Source organism: Celeribacter sp., assembly GCF_048266405.1.
Taxonomy (GTDB): Bacteria; Pseudomonadota; Alphaproteobacteria; order Rhodobacterales; family Rhodobacteraceae; genus Celeribacter.
The window spans coordinates 260,837-277,903 of the sequence record NZ_JBLWZO010000002.1 but is presented as its reverse complement, the minus strand read 5'-3'; the positions used below and the strand labels follow the sequence as shown (position 1 = coordinate 277,903).

The 17,067-nt window shown below is 56.0% G+C and carries 19 protein-coding genes; 12 read left to right on the top strand and 7 right to left on the bottom strand.

Annotated features, from left to right (window positions below):
* Positions 1–65 precede the first annotated feature (65 nt).
* The 3 genes from ACN0TS_RS06160 to ACN0TS_RS06150 form a co-directional block, all read right to left on the bottom strand.
* Positions 66–1,061 (bottom strand): NAD-dependent epimerase/dehydratase family protein, encoded by a 996-nt coding sequence (locus ACN0TS_RS06160; RefSeq protein ID WP_417258460.1) that lies wholly within the window; start codon positions 1,059–1,061, stop codon positions 66–68.
* Between the two features lie 156 nt (positions 1,062–1,217).
* On the bottom strand, positions 1,218–1,778 hold the full coding sequence (locus ACN0TS_RS06155) for a UbiX family flavin prenyltransferase (protein WP_417258459.1): 561 nt from the start codon (positions 1,776–1,778) through the stop codon (positions 1,218–1,220).
* On the bottom strand, positions 1,775–3,271 hold the full coding sequence (locus ACN0TS_RS06150; protein WP_417258458.1) for a UbiD family decarboxylase: 1,497 nt from the start codon (positions 3,269–3,271) through the stop codon (positions 1,775–1,777). The genes ACN0TS_RS06155 and ACN0TS_RS06150 overlap by 4 nt, the downstream gene beginning before the upstream one ends.
* A 184-nt stretch (positions 3,272–3,455) precedes the next feature.
* Here ACN0TS_RS06150 and ubiT point away from each other — a divergent pair, with 184 nt between their 5' ends.
* From ubiT to ACN0TS_RS06115, 7 genes are all read left to right on the top strand, one after another.
* On the top strand, positions 3,456–3,998 hold the full coding sequence (ubiT, locus tag ACN0TS_RS06145; RefSeq protein ID WP_417258457.1) for a ubiquinone anaerobic biosynthesis accessory factor UbiT: 543 nt from the start codon (positions 3,456–3,458) through the stop codon (positions 3,996–3,998).
* On the top strand, positions 3,998–4,975 hold the full coding sequence (ubiU, locus tag ACN0TS_RS06140) for a ubiquinone anaerobic biosynthesis protein UbiU (RefSeq protein ID WP_417258456.1): 978 nt from the start codon (positions 3,998–4,000) through the stop codon (positions 4,973–4,975). The genes ubiT and ubiU overlap by 1 nt, the downstream gene beginning before the upstream one ends.
* Positions 4,976–4,980: 5 nt before the next feature.
* On the top strand, positions 4,981–5,874 hold the full coding sequence (gene ubiV, locus ACN0TS_RS06135) for a ubiquinone anaerobic biosynthesis protein UbiV (protein ID WP_417258455.1): 894 nt from the start codon (positions 4,981–4,983) through the stop codon (positions 5,872–5,874).
* Positions 5,875–6,065: 191 nt separating this feature from the next.
* A complete protein-coding gene (locus ACN0TS_RS06130) occupies positions 6,066–6,302 on the top strand; it encodes a FeoA family protein (RefSeq protein ID WP_417258454.1) in 237 nt (78 codons plus the stop codon).
* Positions 6,299–7,021 carry a FeoB small GTPase domain-containing protein gene (locus ACN0TS_RS06125; RefSeq protein WP_417258453.1) on the top strand — a complete coding sequence of 241 codons (723 nt, stop codon included), beginning with the start codon at positions 6,299–6,301 and terminating at the stop codon, positions 7,019–7,021. The genes ACN0TS_RS06130 and ACN0TS_RS06125 overlap by 4 nt, the downstream gene beginning before the upstream one ends.
* The gene (gene feoB, locus ACN0TS_RS06120) at positions 6,927–8,618 is read left to right on the top strand and encodes a ferrous iron transport protein B (RefSeq protein ID WP_417258736.1); all 1,692 of its coding nucleotides are present in this window, start codon (positions 6,927–6,929) and stop codon (positions 8,616–8,618) included. The genes ACN0TS_RS06125 and feoB overlap by 95 nt, the downstream gene beginning before the upstream one ends.
* Position 8,619: 1 nt before the next feature.
* On the top strand, positions 8,620–8,868 hold the full coding sequence (locus ACN0TS_RS06115) for a FeoC-like transcriptional regulator (RefSeq protein ID WP_417258452.1): 249 nt from the start codon (positions 8,620–8,622) through the stop codon (positions 8,866–8,868).
* A gap of 22 nt (positions 8,869–8,890) precedes the next feature.
* Here ACN0TS_RS06115 and fliP read toward each other — a convergent pair whose 3' ends face one another.
* Genes fliP through fliF form a run of 4 tightly spaced genes read right to left on the bottom strand, consistent with a single transcriptional unit; the run spans position 8,891 to position 12,165 of the window.
* Complete coding sequence (fliP, locus tag ACN0TS_RS06110) at positions 8,891–9,634, bottom strand: flagellar type III secretion system pore protein FliP (protein WP_417258451.1); 744 nt, start codon at positions 9,632–9,634, stop codon at positions 8,891–8,893.
* Positions 9,635–9,639: 5 nt separating this feature from the next.
* The gene (locus tag ACN0TS_RS06105) at positions 9,640–9,918 is read right to left on the bottom strand and encodes a FliM/FliN family flagellar motor switch protein (RefSeq protein WP_417258450.1); all 279 of its coding nucleotides are present in this window, start codon (positions 9,916–9,918) and stop codon (positions 9,640–9,642) included.
* Positions 9,911–10,534, bottom strand: coding sequence for a flagellar biosynthesis protein (locus ACN0TS_RS06100; protein ID WP_417258449.1), 624 nt, complete (start codon positions 10,532–10,534; stop codon positions 9,911–9,913). Before ACN0TS_RS06100 ends, ACN0TS_RS06105 begins: the two co-directional genes overlap by 8 nt.
* A complete protein-coding gene (gene fliF / locus ACN0TS_RS06095; RefSeq protein WP_417258448.1) occupies positions 10,534–12,165 on the bottom strand; it encodes a flagellar basal-body MS-ring/collar protein FliF in 1,632 nt (543 codons plus the stop codon). The genes ACN0TS_RS06100 and fliF overlap by 1 nt, the downstream gene beginning before the upstream one ends.
* 123 nt (positions 12,166–12,288) lie before the next feature.
* Here fliF and ACN0TS_RS06090 point away from each other — a divergent pair, with 123 nt between their 5' ends.
* The 5 genes from ACN0TS_RS06090 to ACN0TS_RS06070 all read left to right on the top strand — a co-directional run bounded on the left by ACN0TS_RS06090 (position 12,289) and on the right by ACN0TS_RS06070 (position 16,917).
* Positions 12,289–12,789: a flagellar basal body-associated FliL family protein gene (locus ACN0TS_RS06090; RefSeq protein WP_417258447.1), complete on the top strand. Its 501-nt coding sequence runs from the start codon at positions 12,289–12,291 to the stop codon at positions 12,787–12,789.
* A 10-nt stretch (positions 12,790–12,799) separates the two neighbouring features.
* Positions 12,800–13,225, top strand: a complete 426-nt coding sequence (locus ACN0TS_RS06085; protein WP_417258446.1) for a hypothetical protein — start codon at positions 12,800–12,802, stop codon at positions 13,223–13,225.
* Entirely contained in the window at positions 13,222–13,782 is a 561-nt protein-coding gene (locus tag ACN0TS_RS06080; RefSeq protein ID WP_417258445.1) for a MotE family protein, read from the top strand. Before ACN0TS_RS06085 ends, ACN0TS_RS06080 begins: the two co-directional genes overlap by 4 nt.
* A 70-nt stretch (positions 13,783–13,852) precedes the next feature.
* On the top strand, positions 13,853–14,722 hold the full coding sequence (motA, locus tag ACN0TS_RS06075) for a flagellar motor stator protein MotA (RefSeq protein ID WP_417258444.1): 870 nt from the start codon (positions 13,853–13,855) through the stop codon (positions 14,720–14,722).
* A gap of 536 nt (positions 14,723–15,258) precedes the next feature.
* Positions 15,259–16,917 carry a hypothetical protein gene (locus ACN0TS_RS06070; RefSeq protein WP_417258443.1) on the top strand — a complete coding sequence of 553 codons (1,659 nt, stop codon included), beginning with the start codon at positions 15,259–15,261 and terminating at the stop codon, positions 16,915–16,917.
* Positions 16,918–17,067 lie beyond the last annotated feature (150 nt).

Sequence of the window (17,067 nt, the reverse complement as noted above, 5' to 3'; positions counted from 1 at the left end):
GGGAAATTGGCGGCACTGAGAAGAGTTCCCTACTCACCAGATCCATTGTTTGTGATAAGAGCAGCCTATTCGGTGAAAAACACGTCGCGGTTTACATCAGGAAACAAAAACTCGCTTTCGAGTGTGCGATCGATGCCCTCGAGGAGAGTATAGGGCGGTTTAAACCCGTCCAGTTTCGATTGCGCACTGGAAAAGGCAGTCGATGCGCAGAATTTTTTGACGCGAATAGAGCTTATCGGTAGCTTTTTTCCAGTGACGGATGTGATGGCATCAGCGGCATATCCAAGAGATAGCCCGAACCAATAAGGTAAGCGAAACCCTACGTTCTCTTTGCCTTTTAATGTTTTGTGGACAGTTTTGACGAGCGTGTTCATATCGAAATCAGGGGTGTCTGAGTAGTTGAACACGGCGTATTCGAGGTCTGTTTCAATGCAGGCCTCAAGAAAGGCGACGACGTTGCCTATGTAGGCCATAGACTTCACATTCATGCCAGACCCGATCATTACGAACCTGCCTGAGGCAATTTGGTTCAAGAGGTTGTAGACATTCCCTCTATTACCCTCACCAAAGATCACAGTTGGTCGCACGATTAACAATTTGTTGTCCGCGGAAGCCTGCCACTCCCGTAGTTTCTCTTCGGCGTTGTACTTGGTTCTTCCATATTCATTGAATGGGTTAATTGCGCCATTTTCATCAGTTCCAGGTTTGGAAAAGCCGTAAACAGCAACGGAACTCGTGAAGACGATCTTTTTGATGTTCTTCTCGGAGCAAACGCGGGCAATATTTTCGGCCCCCTCTACATTTGTTCTGAAATACTCTGACGCATCTCGAATATCGTCGCGGTGAACAGCTGCTAGATTGACAACAATATCGCCGCTGATTGCGCGCCGTAGACTATCAATGTCGCGCACGTCCCCAAAGGAGCAGTTTTCACCGAAGCGTTTGCTTGGTTTGAGATCAATAATCTCAAACGGGATTTGGCGTTCCGAGAGTCGCTGGCATAAATTCGTGCCGATAAACCCTGAGCCACCAATGACCGATATTTTGGGGGAGTTGTTCATGAAAATTACCTTAAAACAGGATGCTTTAATCTTAGTGAAAATTTCCCGAAACAAATAGCTAGATTACAATTAGGGAGTAATTTGCATCAACAGGTCGCTCACCGTCATGAACCTCATGCGAGTGTAAGGGTATAGTCGCCTCTAAGCGATGGGGTGCTATCCAGTCCATGCACGGCAAATGGGAGGCGCTATATGTAGCAAATCTACGGCGCGGGCAGCGATCTGATCGACGACATCCGCCAAAGATGTCGGGTTGAGGTAGAACGCGGGCACGGGTGGCAAGATGATCGCTCCCATTTCGGTGGCCGCCGTCATGTTGCTCAGATGGGCCAAAGTCAGCGGTGCCTCGCGGGTCAAGAGGACCAAGGGACGGCGCTCTTTGAGTTGCACACTGGCGCTGCGGGTCAACAGGTTGTCGTCAAGACCATAGGCAATCGCCGCCAAACTGCGCATCGAACAGGGCGCTACGATCATGCCCGCCACGGGCGCGGACCCCGAGGCAATGCGCGCCCCGATGTCGCTAGGTGCATGGACGTGATCCGCCAGATCGGTGAGCGAGCGCAGCGCGGTCTCGCCGCATTCGGCATGCAATGTGCGCTCGGCTGCGGGCGACACGACAAGCTCGACCCCGATGCTCAAATCCACCAGATGACGCGCGACGGACAGCGCCAATGCCGCCCCAGATGCACCCGAGACGCCCAAAATCACACAGGTCATAACTGTCCTTCCAAACGTGATAAAAGATCGGCGGCAAAGGTGGCATCCGCAGGCGCGGTCCGCATCACCGTGCCCCAATCGCGCGCGGTCTCGGCACCGATCTTGTTGGTGGCATCAAAGCCGATTTTCCCCGCAAGGCCGGGCGCGGGGGAGGCAAAGTCGAGATAATCCATCGGCGTGTTGTCCAACATCATCACATCGCGCGACGGGTCCATGCGGGTGGCAAGCGCCCATGAAATGTCGTCCCAATTGCGCGGGTCGATATCGTCATCCACAACGATGATCATCTTGGTGTAACTGAACTGCGGCAACATCCCCCACAGCGCCATCATCACCCGCCGCGCCTGTCCGGGATAGCGTTTGTCGATCGACACCACGGCGATGCGGTAGGAACATGCCGCGGGTGGCAACCACAGATCGCGCACCCCGGGAATCTGCGCCTGAATGAGCGGCAAGGCCAAGCGGTTGAACACCTCGCCAATGATCGCGGGCTCGTCGGGCGGGCGACCCGTGTACGTGGACAGGTAGATCGGATCGGGGCGCGAGGTCACGGCGCTGACCGTCATCACGGGGAACGGCTCGGCGTTGTTGTAATAGCCCGTGTGATCGCCAAACGGCCCCTCGGGGGCGGTCTCACTGGGGTGAATCCAGCCCTCAATGACCATTTCGGCGTCCGCAGGGACCAAGAGTGGCACGGTCTTGGCGGGCACCAATCGGGGGCGCGCGCCTGAAAACACACCCGAAAAGCAAAGCTCCGACACGCTCTCAGGCAACGGCAAGGCCGCCGACAAAAGCGCCGCAGGGTCCGCGCCCAACACAATCGCCACGGGCATCGGTGCGCCTTGGGCGTGCCACGTTCTAAAATGCGCCGCCCCGCCGCGATGCGCGAGCCACCGCATGATGATCTTGTCGCGCCCAATCACCTGTGCGCGGTACACGCCCGCATTATAGCGGGTCGCCTGTTGCGGCGTGCTGTCTAACGGACGGGTCAGAACCATCGGCCATGTGATCAATGGACCTGCGTCCTCGGGCCAATGGGTCTGGATCGGCAAGCGCGACAGGTCGACATCGGTGTCGACGCGGCGCTGCACCAGAGCCTTTTTCATCACCTTGGGGCGGGAGGCCATCGCCGCCTTGAGCATCGGCCATTTTGCGAGCGCATCGCGCATCCCCTCGGGCGCGGCGGGGGCGCGCAACGCGGCCAAAAACGCACCAAGATCATCAAGCCCGTCGCGCGTCACACCCAATCCCGCCGCCACCCGTTCGGGCGTGCCAAAGATATTGAGGACAACAGGCACGTCACTGCGGGTGCCATCGTCCAACACGGGATGATCAAACCGCAACACCGGCCCGCCGCGTTCCAACACGGCGCGGTGCACGGCGGTCATTTGGTGACGCACCGAGACGGGATCGGGCACGGCGGTCAACTGGCCCTGCGTCGCACTCCAATCCAAAAAGGCACGCAAGGTCGGAAACGGGGGCAGGCTGCGCATGGAACATTCCTTTTGAGTTGCGCCGCTTTATCATCCACGGGGGCTGCCAAATTTGACAATCGTCAAGACGCCCCCTCAAAGCCGCCGCTAAAAATGCTCCCAATCCCCCCTGCCCTTGGTGCGGGGTCGAACCGTTGTGCCCACACCCTTGGTCTGGCCGCGCCCAAAATTGGAGATCGACGCGATGTCCGCCTCAACCTTAGACCTGCCGCGTGTCCCGCGTCTGCCTGCCACCTCGCTGTGGTGGACGCCGCTTGCGCCGCTCTCTGTCGCCCTGTCGCACTTTGCACAGCGCATTGCCAAAACCCATGCGGGGATGTTTCGCCGCCTTGGCATCTACGGTCATGCGCGGTTTGTGCTCGATCCCACCGACCTGCCCGTGACGATGCTACTGGAGCCAAACGGCGGTGCGCCGCGCGTGCACCTGTCGCGCGGGCCACAGCGTGGCGATGCGCGTATTTCGGGGCCACTGTCGGGTTTGCTGGGCTTGATCCACGGCACCTACGACGGGGACGCACTGTTTTTCTCGCGCGATCTTATGGTCGAGGGGGATACGGCGGCGGTGCTTGCGCTGCGCAACGCCATTGATGATGCGGAACTTGACCTGTCGGCACAGGCACAGGCCATGTCGGGCCGCCTCGCCCCTCAGGTGCGGTGGATGATTGAAACGGCTGAAGCCAGAACAGGCGTGCCTTTGTCGCGCCATGAAGAAGTGGAGCACTGGTAATGGAAATCGTCTGTCCGGCGGGCACCCCCGCCTCCCTGCGTGCCGCCGTCAAAGCGGGCGCACATACCGTCTATTGCGGCTTTGCCGACGAGACCAATGCGCGCAATTTTCCGGGTCTTAATTTCGACCGTGATGAAATGCGCGACGGCGTGGCCTTTGCCCATGAGCACGGCGCGAAAGTCCTCGTGGCGATCAACACATTCCCCCGCGCAGGGAGCGAAGCGGTGTGGCACGCCGCCATTGCCGATGCGCAAACGGCGGGCGCGGATGCGGTGATTTTGGCGGATTTGGGTCTGTTGGGGCATACAGCCACCCATCACCCGACTCTGCGCCGTCATCTGTCGGTGCAAGCGGCCGCCGCCAATGCCGACACCATCAATTTTTATGCCCGTGAGTTTGGCGTCAAACGGGTGGTGTTGCCGCGCGTCTTGTCGGTCCAAGAGATCGCGGCGATCAATGCGGAAGCCGAGGTCGAGACCGAAGTGTTCGTCTTTGGCGGCCTGTGCGTCATGGCCGAGGGGCGCTGTTCACTGTCCTCCTACGCAACGGGTCAATCGCCCAATATGAACGGTGTGTGTTCACCTGCGAGCCATGTCGAATACCACGAGGACGCGGGTGTGTTGTCGGCCAAACTGGGCGGCTACACCATTCACCGTGTCGGCGCCGACGATGCCGCCCCCTACCCGACCCTGTGCAAGGGGTGCTTTCATGCGGGCAAGGCCGAGGGCCATCTGTTCGAGGACCCCGTCAGCCTCAACGCCGAGAAACTCATCCCGCAACTGGCCAAGGCGGGCGTGACCGCGCTCAAGATCGAGGGGCGTCAACGCTCGCGCTCTTATGTCGCCCAAGTGGTGCGCAATTTTCGCGCCGCCGTCGATGCCCATGAGGCGGGTCTGCCGCTGCCCGAGGGCATGTTGGCCTCCCTCACCGAAGGCCAAGCCGCGACCGCCGGTGCCTATGTGAAAACGTGGAGATAGATCAAATGGACCTGACCGTCGGACCGAACCAGTTCTTGTGGAAACCCGAAAGCTGGACCGCCTTTTACGACAGCCTCGCCACCGCGCCCGTGACGCGTGTGGTGCTTGGCGAGGTCGTGTGTTCCAAGCGCTTGCCGTTTTACCAAGACCGCATTCCCGACGCGATCGAGATGTTGATGGAGGCGGGCAAAACCGTGGCTGTGACCTCGCTCGCTCTCATCACCCTCAAACGCGAACGCAAGCTCAGCGCGCAACTGGTGGACGTGGGGATTGAGGTCGAGATCAACGATCTGGCCATGCTCGCCTACCTGCCGAAAGGCACACCGTTCTCGGTCGGCCCCTTGGTCAACGTCTACAACGAAGGCACGCTGCGCTGGCTCGCGGAGCGCGGGGCCACAAGCATCTGCCTGCCCCCCGAATTGCCGCTCGGCCCCGTGACCACTTTGGCGCAACTGGGGCGTGACCTTGGCGTGGCGATTGAGGTCTGGGGCCATGGCCGCGTGCCGCTCGCGATCTCGGGGCGGTGCTATCACGCACGGATGCACGGGCGCACAAAGGACAATTGTCAGTTCGCCTGCGAGGACAATCCCGACGGTTTGGACGTGTCAACCTTGGATGATCAAAGCTTTCTCGCGATGAACGGCGTCCAGACCCTCTCGGACAGCTACGCCTGCGCCGATCACCAGATCGAAACCTTGCAAAACGCGGGCGTCACCCATGTGCGCCTGTCCCCCCAAACGGGGGATTTCGCCGCTCTGTGCGCGCTTTACCGCGACCGTATCGACGGCACGGTGGCGCGTGGCGCAGTGGCGTCGGCCCTCACCGATGCGCACCCCGATATCCGCCTCAGCGATGGCTTTTTGGAAGGGCCAAGCGGGGCGGCGTGGTCAGGGGCATAGCCCCCTTCTGCGCCCCCCCCCCTGCCCTACGGAAATCGTATCCGCCAAATATCTCCGAATGCGCGCACATTTGATCTCAATCAATGTCGCGCCAGTCACCGGTCTTTAATTGTCGATCAAATTAGTCGGGATAATACCCTGCCTGATCCGACCGCCGTGGCCTGACCCCGAGTGAGAGAAAGACAATTCGGATGCAAAAACTCAAAGACCTTGCCTTGGGCGACTGCGCCAAAATTGTCGGATTTGCCGCAGGTGCCCCCGCCTATCGCCGCATGTTGCTCTCGATGGGTCTGACGCTTGGCACCGAGTTTACAGTCAACCGCATGGCCCCCTTGGGCGACCCGATCGAGATCAGGGTGCGCGGCTACGCCCTCAGCCTGCGCAAGGCCGAGGCCGAAGCGTTGAACGTCTGTCGGATCGAACCATGAGCGCCCCGAAATCCGCGCCCACAGTGGCGATTGTCGGCAATCCGAACTGCGGCAAAACCACCCTGTTCAACGCGCTCACGGGCACCCACCAACAGGTCGGCAACTGGCCTGGTGTGACGGTCGAAAAGAAAGTCGGACATTTCCGCCACCACGGCGAAAAAATCCAGGTCACCGACCTGCCGGGGGTCTATTCGCTCTCGGTCACGGGCGGGCTTGGCTCGCTCGACGAAAAACTCGCCCGCGATTTCATTCTGGCCGAGCGCCCCGATGTGGTGGTCAACGTCATTGATGCCGCCAATCTGGAACGCAACCTCTACCTGACCGTGCAATTGCTCGAAATGGGCGCGCCGATTGTCGTCGCCCTCAATATGATGGACATCGCCCGTCAACGCCGCATCCGCATCGACGTGGACGCGCTGTCGCAGCTCTTGGGCTGTCCCGTTTTGGCGATGGTGGCCTCGGGCAATGCCGAAACCTCAGGGTTGGACAGCCTACGCGATCAGATCCTCAAAGGCGGTCGCCGTCCTGATGAGGGCACCCCGTTCGGGGATGAGATCGAAGCCGCCGTTGCCGAAATTCTACCAGACATTTTGGCGCAAAAAAGGCGCGGACCATGCGCGGTGGATTGCCATCAAACATGTCGAGGGCGACGTTTTAGCCGCCGATATGACCACCGCCGAACTGGCCGCCAAGGCGCAGGGCATTCGCGCCCGCCTTGAGGCCGAGACAGGCATGGAGGCCGACACGCTCATTGCCTGCGGGCGCTATGATCGCGTCTCGGACATTGTGGCGCAAACCGTTGATCGCCTTGACCAAATCAGCCGCCCGCTATCGGATCGCATCGACCGTGTTGTGTTGCACCGTGGCCTTGGCATCCCGATCTTTTTGGGGGTGATGTATGTGATGTTCATGCTCACCATCAATGTCGGCGGGGCCTTTATTGATTTCTTTGACATCTTCGCGGGGGCGCTGTTTGTGGACGGCACCGCGACGCTGTTGGCCTCCCTCAATGCACCGACGTGGGTGGTGACGGTCTTGGCCAATGGTGTCTGCGGCGGCATTCAAACCGTGGCGACGTTTATCCCGATTGTCGCCTGTCTGTTTTTCGTGCTCTCGGTGTTGGAGGACAGCGGCTATATGGCCCGCGCGGCCTTTGTCACCGACCGGTTTATGCGGATGATCGGCCTGCCGGGCAAAAGCTTTGTGCCGCTGATCGTGGCCTTCGGGTGCAACGTGCCTGCGATCATGGCCACGCGCACCCTTGATAGTCAACGCGACCGCGTGTTGACCGTGATGATGGCGCCGTTCATGTCGTGTGGCGCGCGCCTGCCCGTCTATGCGTTGTTTGCCGCGGCGTTTTTTCCCACGGGGGGCCAGAACCTTGTGTTCGGGTTGTATTTTCTCGGCTTGGTCGCCGCCGTTGGCACGGGGCTGCTGTTGAAAGTCACCGTGCTGCGTGGCGCGCCCTCGCCGTTTGTGATGGAATTGCCGCCCTACCATTTGCCGACTTTGAACGGGTTGGGACGACGCACATGGCACCGTTTGCGCGACTTTTTGCAAGAGGCGGGACAGGTGATTGTGATCATGGTCGCCGCACTGGCCTTTCTCAATTCATGGGGCACGGACGGCAGTTTTGGCAATGACAACCGCGACACCTCGGTGCTGTCCGAAATTGGCCGCGCCCTCACCCCCGCCTTTGGCCCGATGGGGATTGAACAAGACAACTGGCCCGCCACTGTCGGCATTTTCACAGGCATTCTCGCCAAAGAGGCCGTGGTCGGCACGCTCAACACGCTCTACAGCGGCGATGCGAATGAGATCGACGGGCCGTTCTCAATATCGGCCTCGTTTTCCGACGCGGTGTCTACCATCGGGCCTAATTTGCGCGACGCCTTTGGCATGGCCACCGACCCGCTCGGGCTCGACATTGGCGAGATCGGTGACGTGGAGCGAGCGGCCGATGCGCAGGGCGTGACCTCCTCGACCTTTAGCACCATGTCGGCGCGGTTCGACGGTCAGATCGGCGCGTTTGCCTACCTGTTGATGATCCTGCTCTACATGCCCTGTGCCGCCGCTATGGGCGCGATCTGGCGCGAAACGGGATGGAAATGGGCGAGCTTTTCGGGGCTTTGGACCATGGGTCTGGCCTATGGCTCCGCTGTCGGGTTTTACCAAATTGCCACCTTCACGCGCCATCCGGCAGCGTCAGCGTGGTGGATCGGCGCGATATTGGCCGCTCTGGGCGCGGTGGCGTTTGTGTTGTGGCTGATCGGGTGGCGATCCCCCCCTGAGCCATTAGAAATGGCAGGCCATTGAGATGCCGCTTTTGTTGGATTTGAAAACCCATATCGACGCGCAAGGCAGCGTGAGCGTCACGGACCTGTCGTATCGGTTCGGCATCTCCCCCGATGCGGTGCGCGGCATGTTGCAGCACTGGATTCGTAAGGGCGCGATTGAAAAGCAGGTGCAGCCTCTGCCCTGCGGTGGTTGCACCGTATCCACTCTCTGCAGCAGCTGTTCCGTCCCCTCAGAGACAGAATACTACGTCCCTGTTTTGGCAGACTGAGACCACAAAGATCGAAGGCGTGTTACATGTAACTGCGGACTAAGGCGCTTGCGAGCAAGGACCATCCGTCGGATACTACGAAAAACGCCAATTTGAACGGCAAAGACACAATCGCGGGCGGCACCATCATCATACCCATCGACATCAGGATGGCGGACACGACAAGGTCGATAATCAAAAACGGCAGAAAGACCAGAAACCCGATTTGAAAAGCGCGTTCAATTTCCGAGAGCAGAAATGAAGGAACGAGCAATGACAGATCAACGTCGTTTGAGAGGGAAATTGGATTCTCGGGATCTTCGCGTAATTCTGCCAAATTTGAGAAGGTCTCTTCGCTGACGCGACTTACCATGAATTTCCGAAAAGGGTCCATGATTTCGGGGAGTGCTTCTTCCACCGTCATTGCGCCTTCCATGAGGGGTTCGACACCCGTCGTCCAACTTTCAGTAAAAACAGGGTCCATGACAAAGTAGGTCAGGAACAGGGCGAGGCTCACAATCATCATATTGGGTGGCGACTGTTGTAGCCCGATTGCCTGTCTCAGAATGGAGAGTACGGTCACGATGAATGGGAAACACGTCACCATAACGGCCAAACCAGGCACGAGACTCAAAAGTGTGATTAGCACGATGAGCTGGATGGAACGGGTTGTGAGTGACTCCGCGCCATCTATCGACAGAGATAATTCTTGAGCTTGCGCTGGGAATGCGGTCATGAGGATCACGATCGCGAGGCCAAGAATGGTGCCTAGTTTGAAATAATGCATACGGTTTACAGCTCGTTCTTTATGTCGGCGACTTCAGTGAGACGCACGGCAAGTTGACCTGTTGGGTCGCCGTCGATCTCTTGTAGCTCACCGCGAGCAATGAGTTTTTCGCCGACATAAAGCTCCACGGGATCTTCGACACGTCGATCCAACGTGAGGACGCTGTCATTCTCGAGCTTGAGAAGATCGCGAACCAATGGATGCGCTTTTCCAACCGTAACTTTGATTTCGATTGGGACATCGGAAAAGGGGTTGGGGCGGGTACTTCCTGTTTCATCAACCATTGACGATGGCGTCCTTATTTAGAGTGAGAGCAGCATCGATAGCCGCACGTATTTTCCCGATGGCTCCATCGAGATTGATTTGTCTTTCTGTGCTTCCAAGACGTAAGAATACCTGACCCTCAGTCAGGCTTGGTTCCTCGACCAAGGTGACAGACATGGGAAGGCCTTCCTTAAGAAGAGCGGCGACGGCCTCCTTATTTGCGGGGCAAATCAGTATCTCGACGGGGGCGTCCGTCAGGCTGTCCGCAAAAGGCAAAATTTCGTCAATGATGGACTGGCCGAGTGTGTTGGCCACAAGGTCCGGCAAGACTTTCTCGGTCATCTCGAGAAGCAATGGTTCAAGAGATTTGATGATGTGGGAGCGCGCCTCATGAAACGTGAATCCCAAATCCTGCAAATTGCGCTCTAGCTCCGCACCGATTTTAGTTCGGACGGCTTCCTCGGCTGCTACAGCATCATCCCAACCTGCCTTGTAGCCTGCCTCATAGCCCGTCGCGCGAGCATTTTCGACGGCGCGCAGGACGGCGCTATCATCAGCCTTTTGAGGAGACGACGAAGACTGTTCTCTTGAGTTTCGGACGGTGCCGAAATCTTCGAATGGGAAAAGAGAAGACATCATGCCGTTCCTTCAGCGTCTTCAATCCAACTGCGTAGGATTTCCACTGTTTCTTCTTCGCGATCCTCGATCAATTTTTTGAGCCGCTTGACGGGATCGGTGGGGTCACCGAAATCTTCGCCAAGGTCGAAATCAGAAACGACCCCGAGGCTGGGTAACTCGAAGTTATCGTCATCCAGATCATTTGAGAGGGACGGTGGATCATATGCTCCACTGTCTAGCGCAGGCAGATTGGACTCGGCGGTGGGATTGTTTGACGTGAGATTGGGTAAGGCTGCTGTAGCTACGGGTTTTGCAAACATCGGACGTATAACAAACAGACCCAAAATCAGCGTTACAATGGTTAGAACGGCAAGTTGCAACAGACGCATTATATCAAGATTGGCAACAGAGAAGGCCGACGGGCTCGCCGCAGTACCCTCAATCACGACAGGTTCAAATTCCATTGAGCGGATGGTCAGAGAGTCGCCACGTGCCTCGTCCAAACCGATTGCGGAGGCAACCAACGCTTCTAGAGCAGCGAGTTCTTCTTCGCTACGTGCGGACCACACGGGTTCTTGGGTTTGGGGGTCTATCGTTGTGATTCCATCGACGAGGACAGCAACGGTGAGGCGCTTTACGGCTCCCGGCATACGTTGCAATTCGCGGGTTGTCTCGGAGACCTCGTAATTGATGCTCTCGCGTGTTTCTGTGTTGTTGGATGTCGCATCCCCACCATTCGCGCCTTCACCATCGGGCAGGTTTGACGCAACCGTTACGGACCCGCTGCGGGTATCTGTGGATGAGGTACTCCGTTCTTCGGTTTGTGTGCTGATGGCGACGCGCGTGTCGGGATCAAAACGGCGTTCAACGATTGATTCGATATCCGTGACAGGCTCGATGGAGACTTCGACAACGGCCTTTCCCTTGCCCACACGGGCCTCCAAGAGACGCAATACATTCTGGCGCAATGTCTCCGCCTTGTCGGAGCTTTCAGGCATGCCGGAGAGGGATTCATCGCCCGAAATGACAACGCCGCGCCGACCGTCAATGACGGACACATCATCAGGGGACAGGCCGGATACAGCTGAGGCAACGAGATACTTAAACCCCTGTGCCTGCTGCGGCGAAATGCTACCAGACACTGCTGTGACAGTGACCGATGCCGTGGCTGCGGTGCCGCGTGTGAAAGGCGATGAGGAGGGGTTGGCGATGTGGACGCGTGCAGCACTGACCTGCTGCGAAGCGGCGATGGTGCGCGCCAGTTCGCCTTCTTTTGCGCGCCAATAGGCGGCGTCAAACATTTGGGCGGTTGTTCCGAACCCAGAGAGAGAATCGAGCAGTTCATATCCCGAAGTGGAGTTTGCAGGGAGCCCTTCGGATGCGAGGACCATGCGCAACTGATCGCGTTGGTTGTTTGGAACATAAATAGCACCGCCGCGAATCTCGTGGTCGATACCGCGTTGTTCCAAGGCAGCCACCACTTCGCCTGCGGCAGAGGCCTCTAGGCCCGAGTATAAGAGTGTGAAACTAGGCTGTGCTGCGATGTGGGACAATCCAATCACCGCAGCAAACATCAAGATGGTTGCCCCGATGACAATGATACGGCGACGCGGGTCCAGTGCGGTCCAGACAGAGAAAATCTGCTGCAAGTTTTCACTCCTTATTTCTCAAGCTTCTGCATTGAGTTCCTAAGAATTGATCGAACAGCCTTAACAATCAGTTAGCTTCATTCGGTTTATATCGACCTAGATGAAAGATTCGGGAAAACGCCCATGGCCGATGAAGCGCCAACTGAAGACGAACAAAAAAAGAAATCCAAACTGCCGATGCTTGTCGGTCTGGTTTTGATGCTGGTGTTGGGCGGCGGAGGATTTTTCGCGGTCTATAGCGGTATGCTTTTCTCACAGGAAACCCCTGATGACTCCCATGCGATTGCCGACAACGCCGTGGCTGACGAAGACCCGCTCCCCGACGTTGCTTTCGTGCCGATTGAGCCACTGATTATCAATCTGGACACGACGAACGGGGCGTCAAAACACTTGAGATTTCAGGCACAAATTGAAGTGCCCGCGAAATACGAGGCGGATGTGACACTCATTTTGCCACGGCTCGTCGATATTCTGAACGGCTATCTTCGTGCGGTGGATGTGTACGAATTAGAGGATCCAACCGCCCTCATTCGTATTCGATCACAGATGCTCAGGCGGATGAAAATCGCGGCGGGAGAAGAGCGGGTACGCGATGTGCTCATCATGGAATTTGTAATTAACTAGGGATGTGAACATGGAACTTATCGCAGACATTCTGATGATTTTTGGCACTGTTGTTGTGTCACTCTATTGCATGGTTCTGTCGCGTCGCTTGCGCAGCTTTACTGATCTGGAAAAAGGAATGGGGGGCGCCATTGCGGTGCTTTCTGTTCAAGTCGACGACATGACGAAAACACTGGCTAACTCGCAAAAATCCGCTGCGGGATCTGCTGTTCGCTTGCAAGAACTTAATGAACGCGCGGAGCAAACGGCGAAGCGATTGGAATTGCTGATTGCATCTATGCATGACCTGCCTGACGTGACGGGGACATCTGCGCCAGTCCGGAAGACGGATTCTCAAATGGCTGAGACGACTGAGCGGGCAAGTGATGAGGATGAGAATGTTGTGACGGCAGCGTTTTTCTCGAGTCAGCGTACGCCTATGGAGGCCGCAGAATGAGCACGGAAAAACAAAAAAAGAAGGCTGCACCCAAGAAGAAAAAACGCTCTTTGAAGGCGGGTCGAGGGGCCCTTTTTGTGTTGTCCGTCGTTCTCTTTATGTCGGCTGTCGTGCGGGTTTTTTCGGGGACGGGCGCAGCCATTGCCAAGGAAGTAGCGCATCTCACAAAAGAAGAAATGCACGTCGAGGCACCTGTTGACCCAATCGCATGTATGGCGGATGAGGAGCTCGATTCTTTAATTACAGCGCTTCGAAAGCGTGAGAAAGCCGTTGAAGAAAAAGAACGGGAAATCGAAGAAAAACTTGCCGTCGTGGATGTGGCGCGCGCAGAGATCGAAGAGAGCTTCAAGGCTCTGGAAGTTGCTGAAGAGCGCTTGGCTGCCACGATGGCGATTTCCAATTCTGCGGCAGAGGATGACCTTGCTCGCCTGACATCCGTGTATGAAAGCATGAAGCCAAAGGATTCAGCGGCTTTGTTCCAAGCGATGGACCCAGATTTTGCCTATACGGTTTCGGTCATTCTCGCGGGTCGAAATGCGAATGCTCCCAGCGAATGATGGGAGCGGAATATTAAGATTTCCATGTCAGAGTGTAGGTGAATCCTAATTAGAGGCAGGCTCGGAATACATGATTGGCATAGTCGGCATTCTTATCATTTTCGTCATGGTATTCGGTGGTTACATCGCGGCCGGTGGCAAACTGGGTATTATTCTAAAGGCGCTCCCTTTTGAATTCATGATGATTGGTGGTGCGGCGGCGGGGGCCTTTCTGCTGTCCAATGATATGGCGGGTGTCAAACACACCATGAGAGACATGGGAAAGGTGTTTAAAGGCCCTAAATGGAAGAATGACGACTACAAAGATCTGCTATGTCTTCTTTTTGAACTCATCCGCTTGGCCCGCCAGAATCCCGTTGGGTTGGAAGAGCACGTTGAGGCGCCCAATGAATCCAATATCTTCACTAAGTATCCGAAAATCCTTTCGGACAAAGAAGCAATCGCTCTCATTTGCGACACCTTGCGCTCTGCATCGATGAACTATGATGATCCGCACCAAGTTGAAGAGGTACTCGAAAAGCGGATTGAAGCTAACCTCCATCATGCCTTGCATTCCTCGCACGCTATGGCTGCGGTTGGTGATGGGTTGCCGGCACTCGGAATTGTTGCTGCTGTGCTTGGTATCGTGAAAACGATGGCCGCGATTGATCAGCCCCCCGAAATTCTCGGAAAAATGATTGGTGGTGCACTGGTAGGTACGTTCTTGGGTGTCTTCTTGGCCTACGGTTTCGCGGGTCCGTTTGCCTCGAAAATGCAAAGTGTCATCGAGGAAGATGGCCATTTCTATCAACTGATTAGAGAAGTGTTGGTGGCCAATCTGCACAATCACGCGACCAATATTTGTATTGAGGTGGGGCGCCAAAACACCCCAAGCCACCATCGCCCCAGTTTTTCCGATCTTGAAGAAGCATTGAAAGACGTGAAAACGGAGGTCGCATGAGACGCACCATCTTTGCTGTTTTCCTGGCCACATTGATTTTGCCCGTCTCGGTTTTTGCCGAGACGGTTTCTCTTCGTTCTGCTGATCACGCTGGATTTTCGCGACTGGTTATAGATATGCCTGAAAGCAGTAATTGGGTCTTTGGGAGAGCGAATGGTGTCTATGAGTTTAGATCGGCCATCGCGGATTTGACGTTCAATGTGTCTCAGGTGTTCGTGCGGATGACGAAACAGCGAATTTCGCGGGTCCTACCCGTTGGAAATGGCCGCTTACAGGTGTTTACAGGTGATGAGTATCACGCGGATGTCTTTGAGCTGCGCGACGGGCGGGTCGTTATAGATATAAAAGATGGCCCACCTGATCCTGCTTCCGGGTTTGAGAGCGTTCTGAAATCGTTTGCGGACACATTGGAGCCACCTTTGCCAGAGCTGTCGCAAATGGTTCAGGCAATGCCGGAACCTGAAAGGGACAGCTTTTCCACAAGCCTTATGGGGCTGGATGTGGAGGGTTTGCGCCAACTCGGTCGGGCTCCACCTGTGACGCCTTTGGAACACTCCGATGAGGAGGGTCGCTCCGACAGACTTGGTGACGGACAGCAGGATGGTTCAAATGTAGCCAATGCTACCGTAGAGCGAGAGGCCTTTATTGCGCAGCTAGAACAGAACCTGATCGAACAAATTGGACGAGCCTCTGCGGATGGTTTGTTGGTTCCCGCTCTTCCCGATGTGGAGGAGGCGCAGGATATAATCGAGAATGCACAAAACATCACAACTCAGACAGATGTGGAGGAGGATGCTGCACCTGACGTTGCATTGGCGTATGAGGAAAGCGGGTCTCATATAGAGATCGAATCCGCCATAGATCGCGCTCAACAGTCCAGTTCCAGATCGCGTCAGAGTTTTGCGGTAGATGGCGGCGAGTGTATTCCATCGCGCCGTTTGGATTTGGCGTCTTGGGGCGTGCCGCTGGATGAAGAGTTTATGCTTCCACAGCTTCGCGCGCATTTGGTCGATGAGTTGGACGTGCCGCGCCAAGACGGGGTTCTCGATCTCGCGCGCTATTATTTGTTCCTGACCTATGGGGCCGAGGCAAAATCTGTGCTGAGTTTTCTTCCTGAGGATGACACGGATGTTCCATTGCTTTTGATACTCGCTGAGATCTTTGAAAATGGATCAGCTGAAAATCCGGGACCATTGCTTGACCAACAAAGCTGCGATACGGCTGCCGCGCTTTGGAGTGTTATGGCAACCAAATCCCTCACCAAGGGACAGGACTACAATCGGTCGGCGATCATTGCGGCCTTTACGGTTTTGCCGATACACATTAGGCGCACGATCGGGCCAGAGTTAGCACGGCGTTTTGCTGATATTGGTGATACGCAAACGGCAACGCAGATCAAAAGTGTTTTTACGCGGACCGCTCCCTTGGAGGGAACAGAAGTGCTTTTGTTAGATGCCTCCATTGCCGAAAGCGTAGAGGATTTTGAGACGTCGGATGATCTCGTTTTAGAGGTTGTGGAAAAACATGCGCATGAAACGCCCGAAACCTTGATTGCGTTTATCAATGAAAAGCGCGCTCAGAATTACCCTGTTTCGGAAGATATCGCTGACATCGCTGAAACCATCGCCGTGGAATACCGCCACCACGAGTTAGAGGAAGCTCTTGTCGAAGCCTCGATTATTGCGCGTGTTCTGTCAGGTGACTTAAACAAGGCTTTCGCCCAACTCAAAAGAGCGGAAACGGCAAATCGTTTGACCGACGCCGTGGCAACAGATGTGCGAAAATATGCATTGGAAGCTTCAATAGATACTGAATCCGATGAAGCCTTCTTGAAGGCTGTCTTCCGAAATATCGATTTCATGGAAGCGCAGATGAAGGACGACAATCTGCTGGATGGCGTTGCTATGCGTCTTTTTGAGCTAGGCTTCGACGACGCTGCGCGACGGCTTGGCGATGCAGAATCTTTAGAGGTTACTGATAGTGAGATGTCCGATTATCGCGCGTTGGTTTCTGGGGACTGGTCGACGTTAAGTCAGTCCGAAAACCCGAACTATGCGACTTTGGCCGACGCTGTTGTGTCAAAACCGAATGTGCTGACAGATGATGCTCTGGCTCCAAATCTGAAACAGCTTGAAATGCTTCTGACGGATATCAAATCCAAACGTGAATCCGTACTTGAGCTTCTCTCGAAATAGCGACTGCGGCGCTGCCACGCTTACCATTTGTAAACCCTCTGGACGCTAAAACAGTATTACCAAAGAAAGAATTTCTGGTGATACATAATGCAAAATAGGCACATTTGCCCAGCGGGCAATGCGATTAGTGGTGACGTGATCGGCATCGGT

Excerpts from the sequence above, each read along its gene's own strand:
- ACN0TS_RS06150 (WP_417258458.1), bottom strand. The coding sequence starts at position 3,271 with ATGCGCAGCCTGCCCCCGTTTCCGACCTTGCGTGCCTTTTTGGATTGG.
- ubiV (WP_417258455.1), top strand. The coding sequence starts at position 4,981 with ATGGACCTGACCGTCGGACCGAACCAGTTCTTGTGGAAACCCGAAAGC.
- ACN0TS_RS06115 (WP_417258452.1), top strand. The coding sequence starts at position 8,620 with ATGCCGCTTTTGTTGGATTTGAAAACCCATATCGACGCGCAAGGCAGC.
- ubiT (WP_417258457.1), top strand. The coding sequence starts at position 3,456 with ATGTCCGCCTCAACCTTAGACCTGCCGCGTGTCCCGCGTCTGCCTGCC.
- ACN0TS_RS06160 (WP_417258460.1), bottom strand. The coding sequence starts at position 1,061 with ATGAACAACTCCCCCAAAATATCGGTCATTGGTGGCTCAGGGTTTATC.
- ACN0TS_RS06155 (WP_417258459.1), bottom strand. The coding sequence starts at position 1,778 with ATGACCTGTGTGATTTTGGGCGTCTCGGGTGCATCTGGGGCGGCATTG.
- ACN0TS_RS06105 (WP_417258450.1), bottom strand. The coding sequence starts at position 9,918 with ATGGTTGATGAAACAGGAAGTACCCGCCCCAACCCCTTTTCCGATGTC.
- ACN0TS_RS06100 (WP_417258449.1), bottom strand. The coding sequence starts at position 10,534 with ATGTCTTCTCTTTTCCCATTCGAAGATTTCGGCACCGTCCGAAACTCA.
- ACN0TS_RS06080 (WP_417258445.1), top strand. The coding sequence starts at position 13,222 with ATGAGCACGGAAAAACAAAAAAAGAAGGCTGCACCCAAGAAGAAAAAA.
- ACN0TS_RS06125 (WP_417258453.1), top strand. The coding sequence starts at position 6,299 with ATGAGCGCCCCGAAATCCGCGCCCACAGTGGCGATTGTCGGCAATCCG.
- ACN0TS_RS06085 (WP_417258446.1), top strand. The coding sequence starts at position 12,800 with ATGGAACTTATCGCAGACATTCTGATGATTTTTGGCACTGTTGTTGTG.
- ubiU (WP_417258456.1), top strand. The coding sequence starts at position 3,998 with ATGGAAATCGTCTGTCCGGCGGGCACCCCCGCCTCCCTGCGTGCCGCC.
- ACN0TS_RS06130 (WP_417258454.1), top strand. The coding sequence starts at position 6,066 with ATGCAAAAACTCAAAGACCTTGCCTTGGGCGACTGCGCCAAAATTGTC.
- ACN0TS_RS06090 (WP_417258447.1), top strand. The coding sequence starts at position 12,289 with ATGGCCGATGAAGCGCCAACTGAAGACGAACAAAAAAAGAAATCCAAA.
- motA (WP_417258444.1), top strand. The coding sequence starts at position 13,853 with ATGATTGGCATAGTCGGCATTCTTATCATTTTCGTCATGGTATTCGGT.
- fliP (WP_417258451.1), bottom strand. The coding sequence starts at position 9,634 with ATGCATTATTTCAAACTAGGCACCATTCTTGGCCTCGCGATCGTGATC.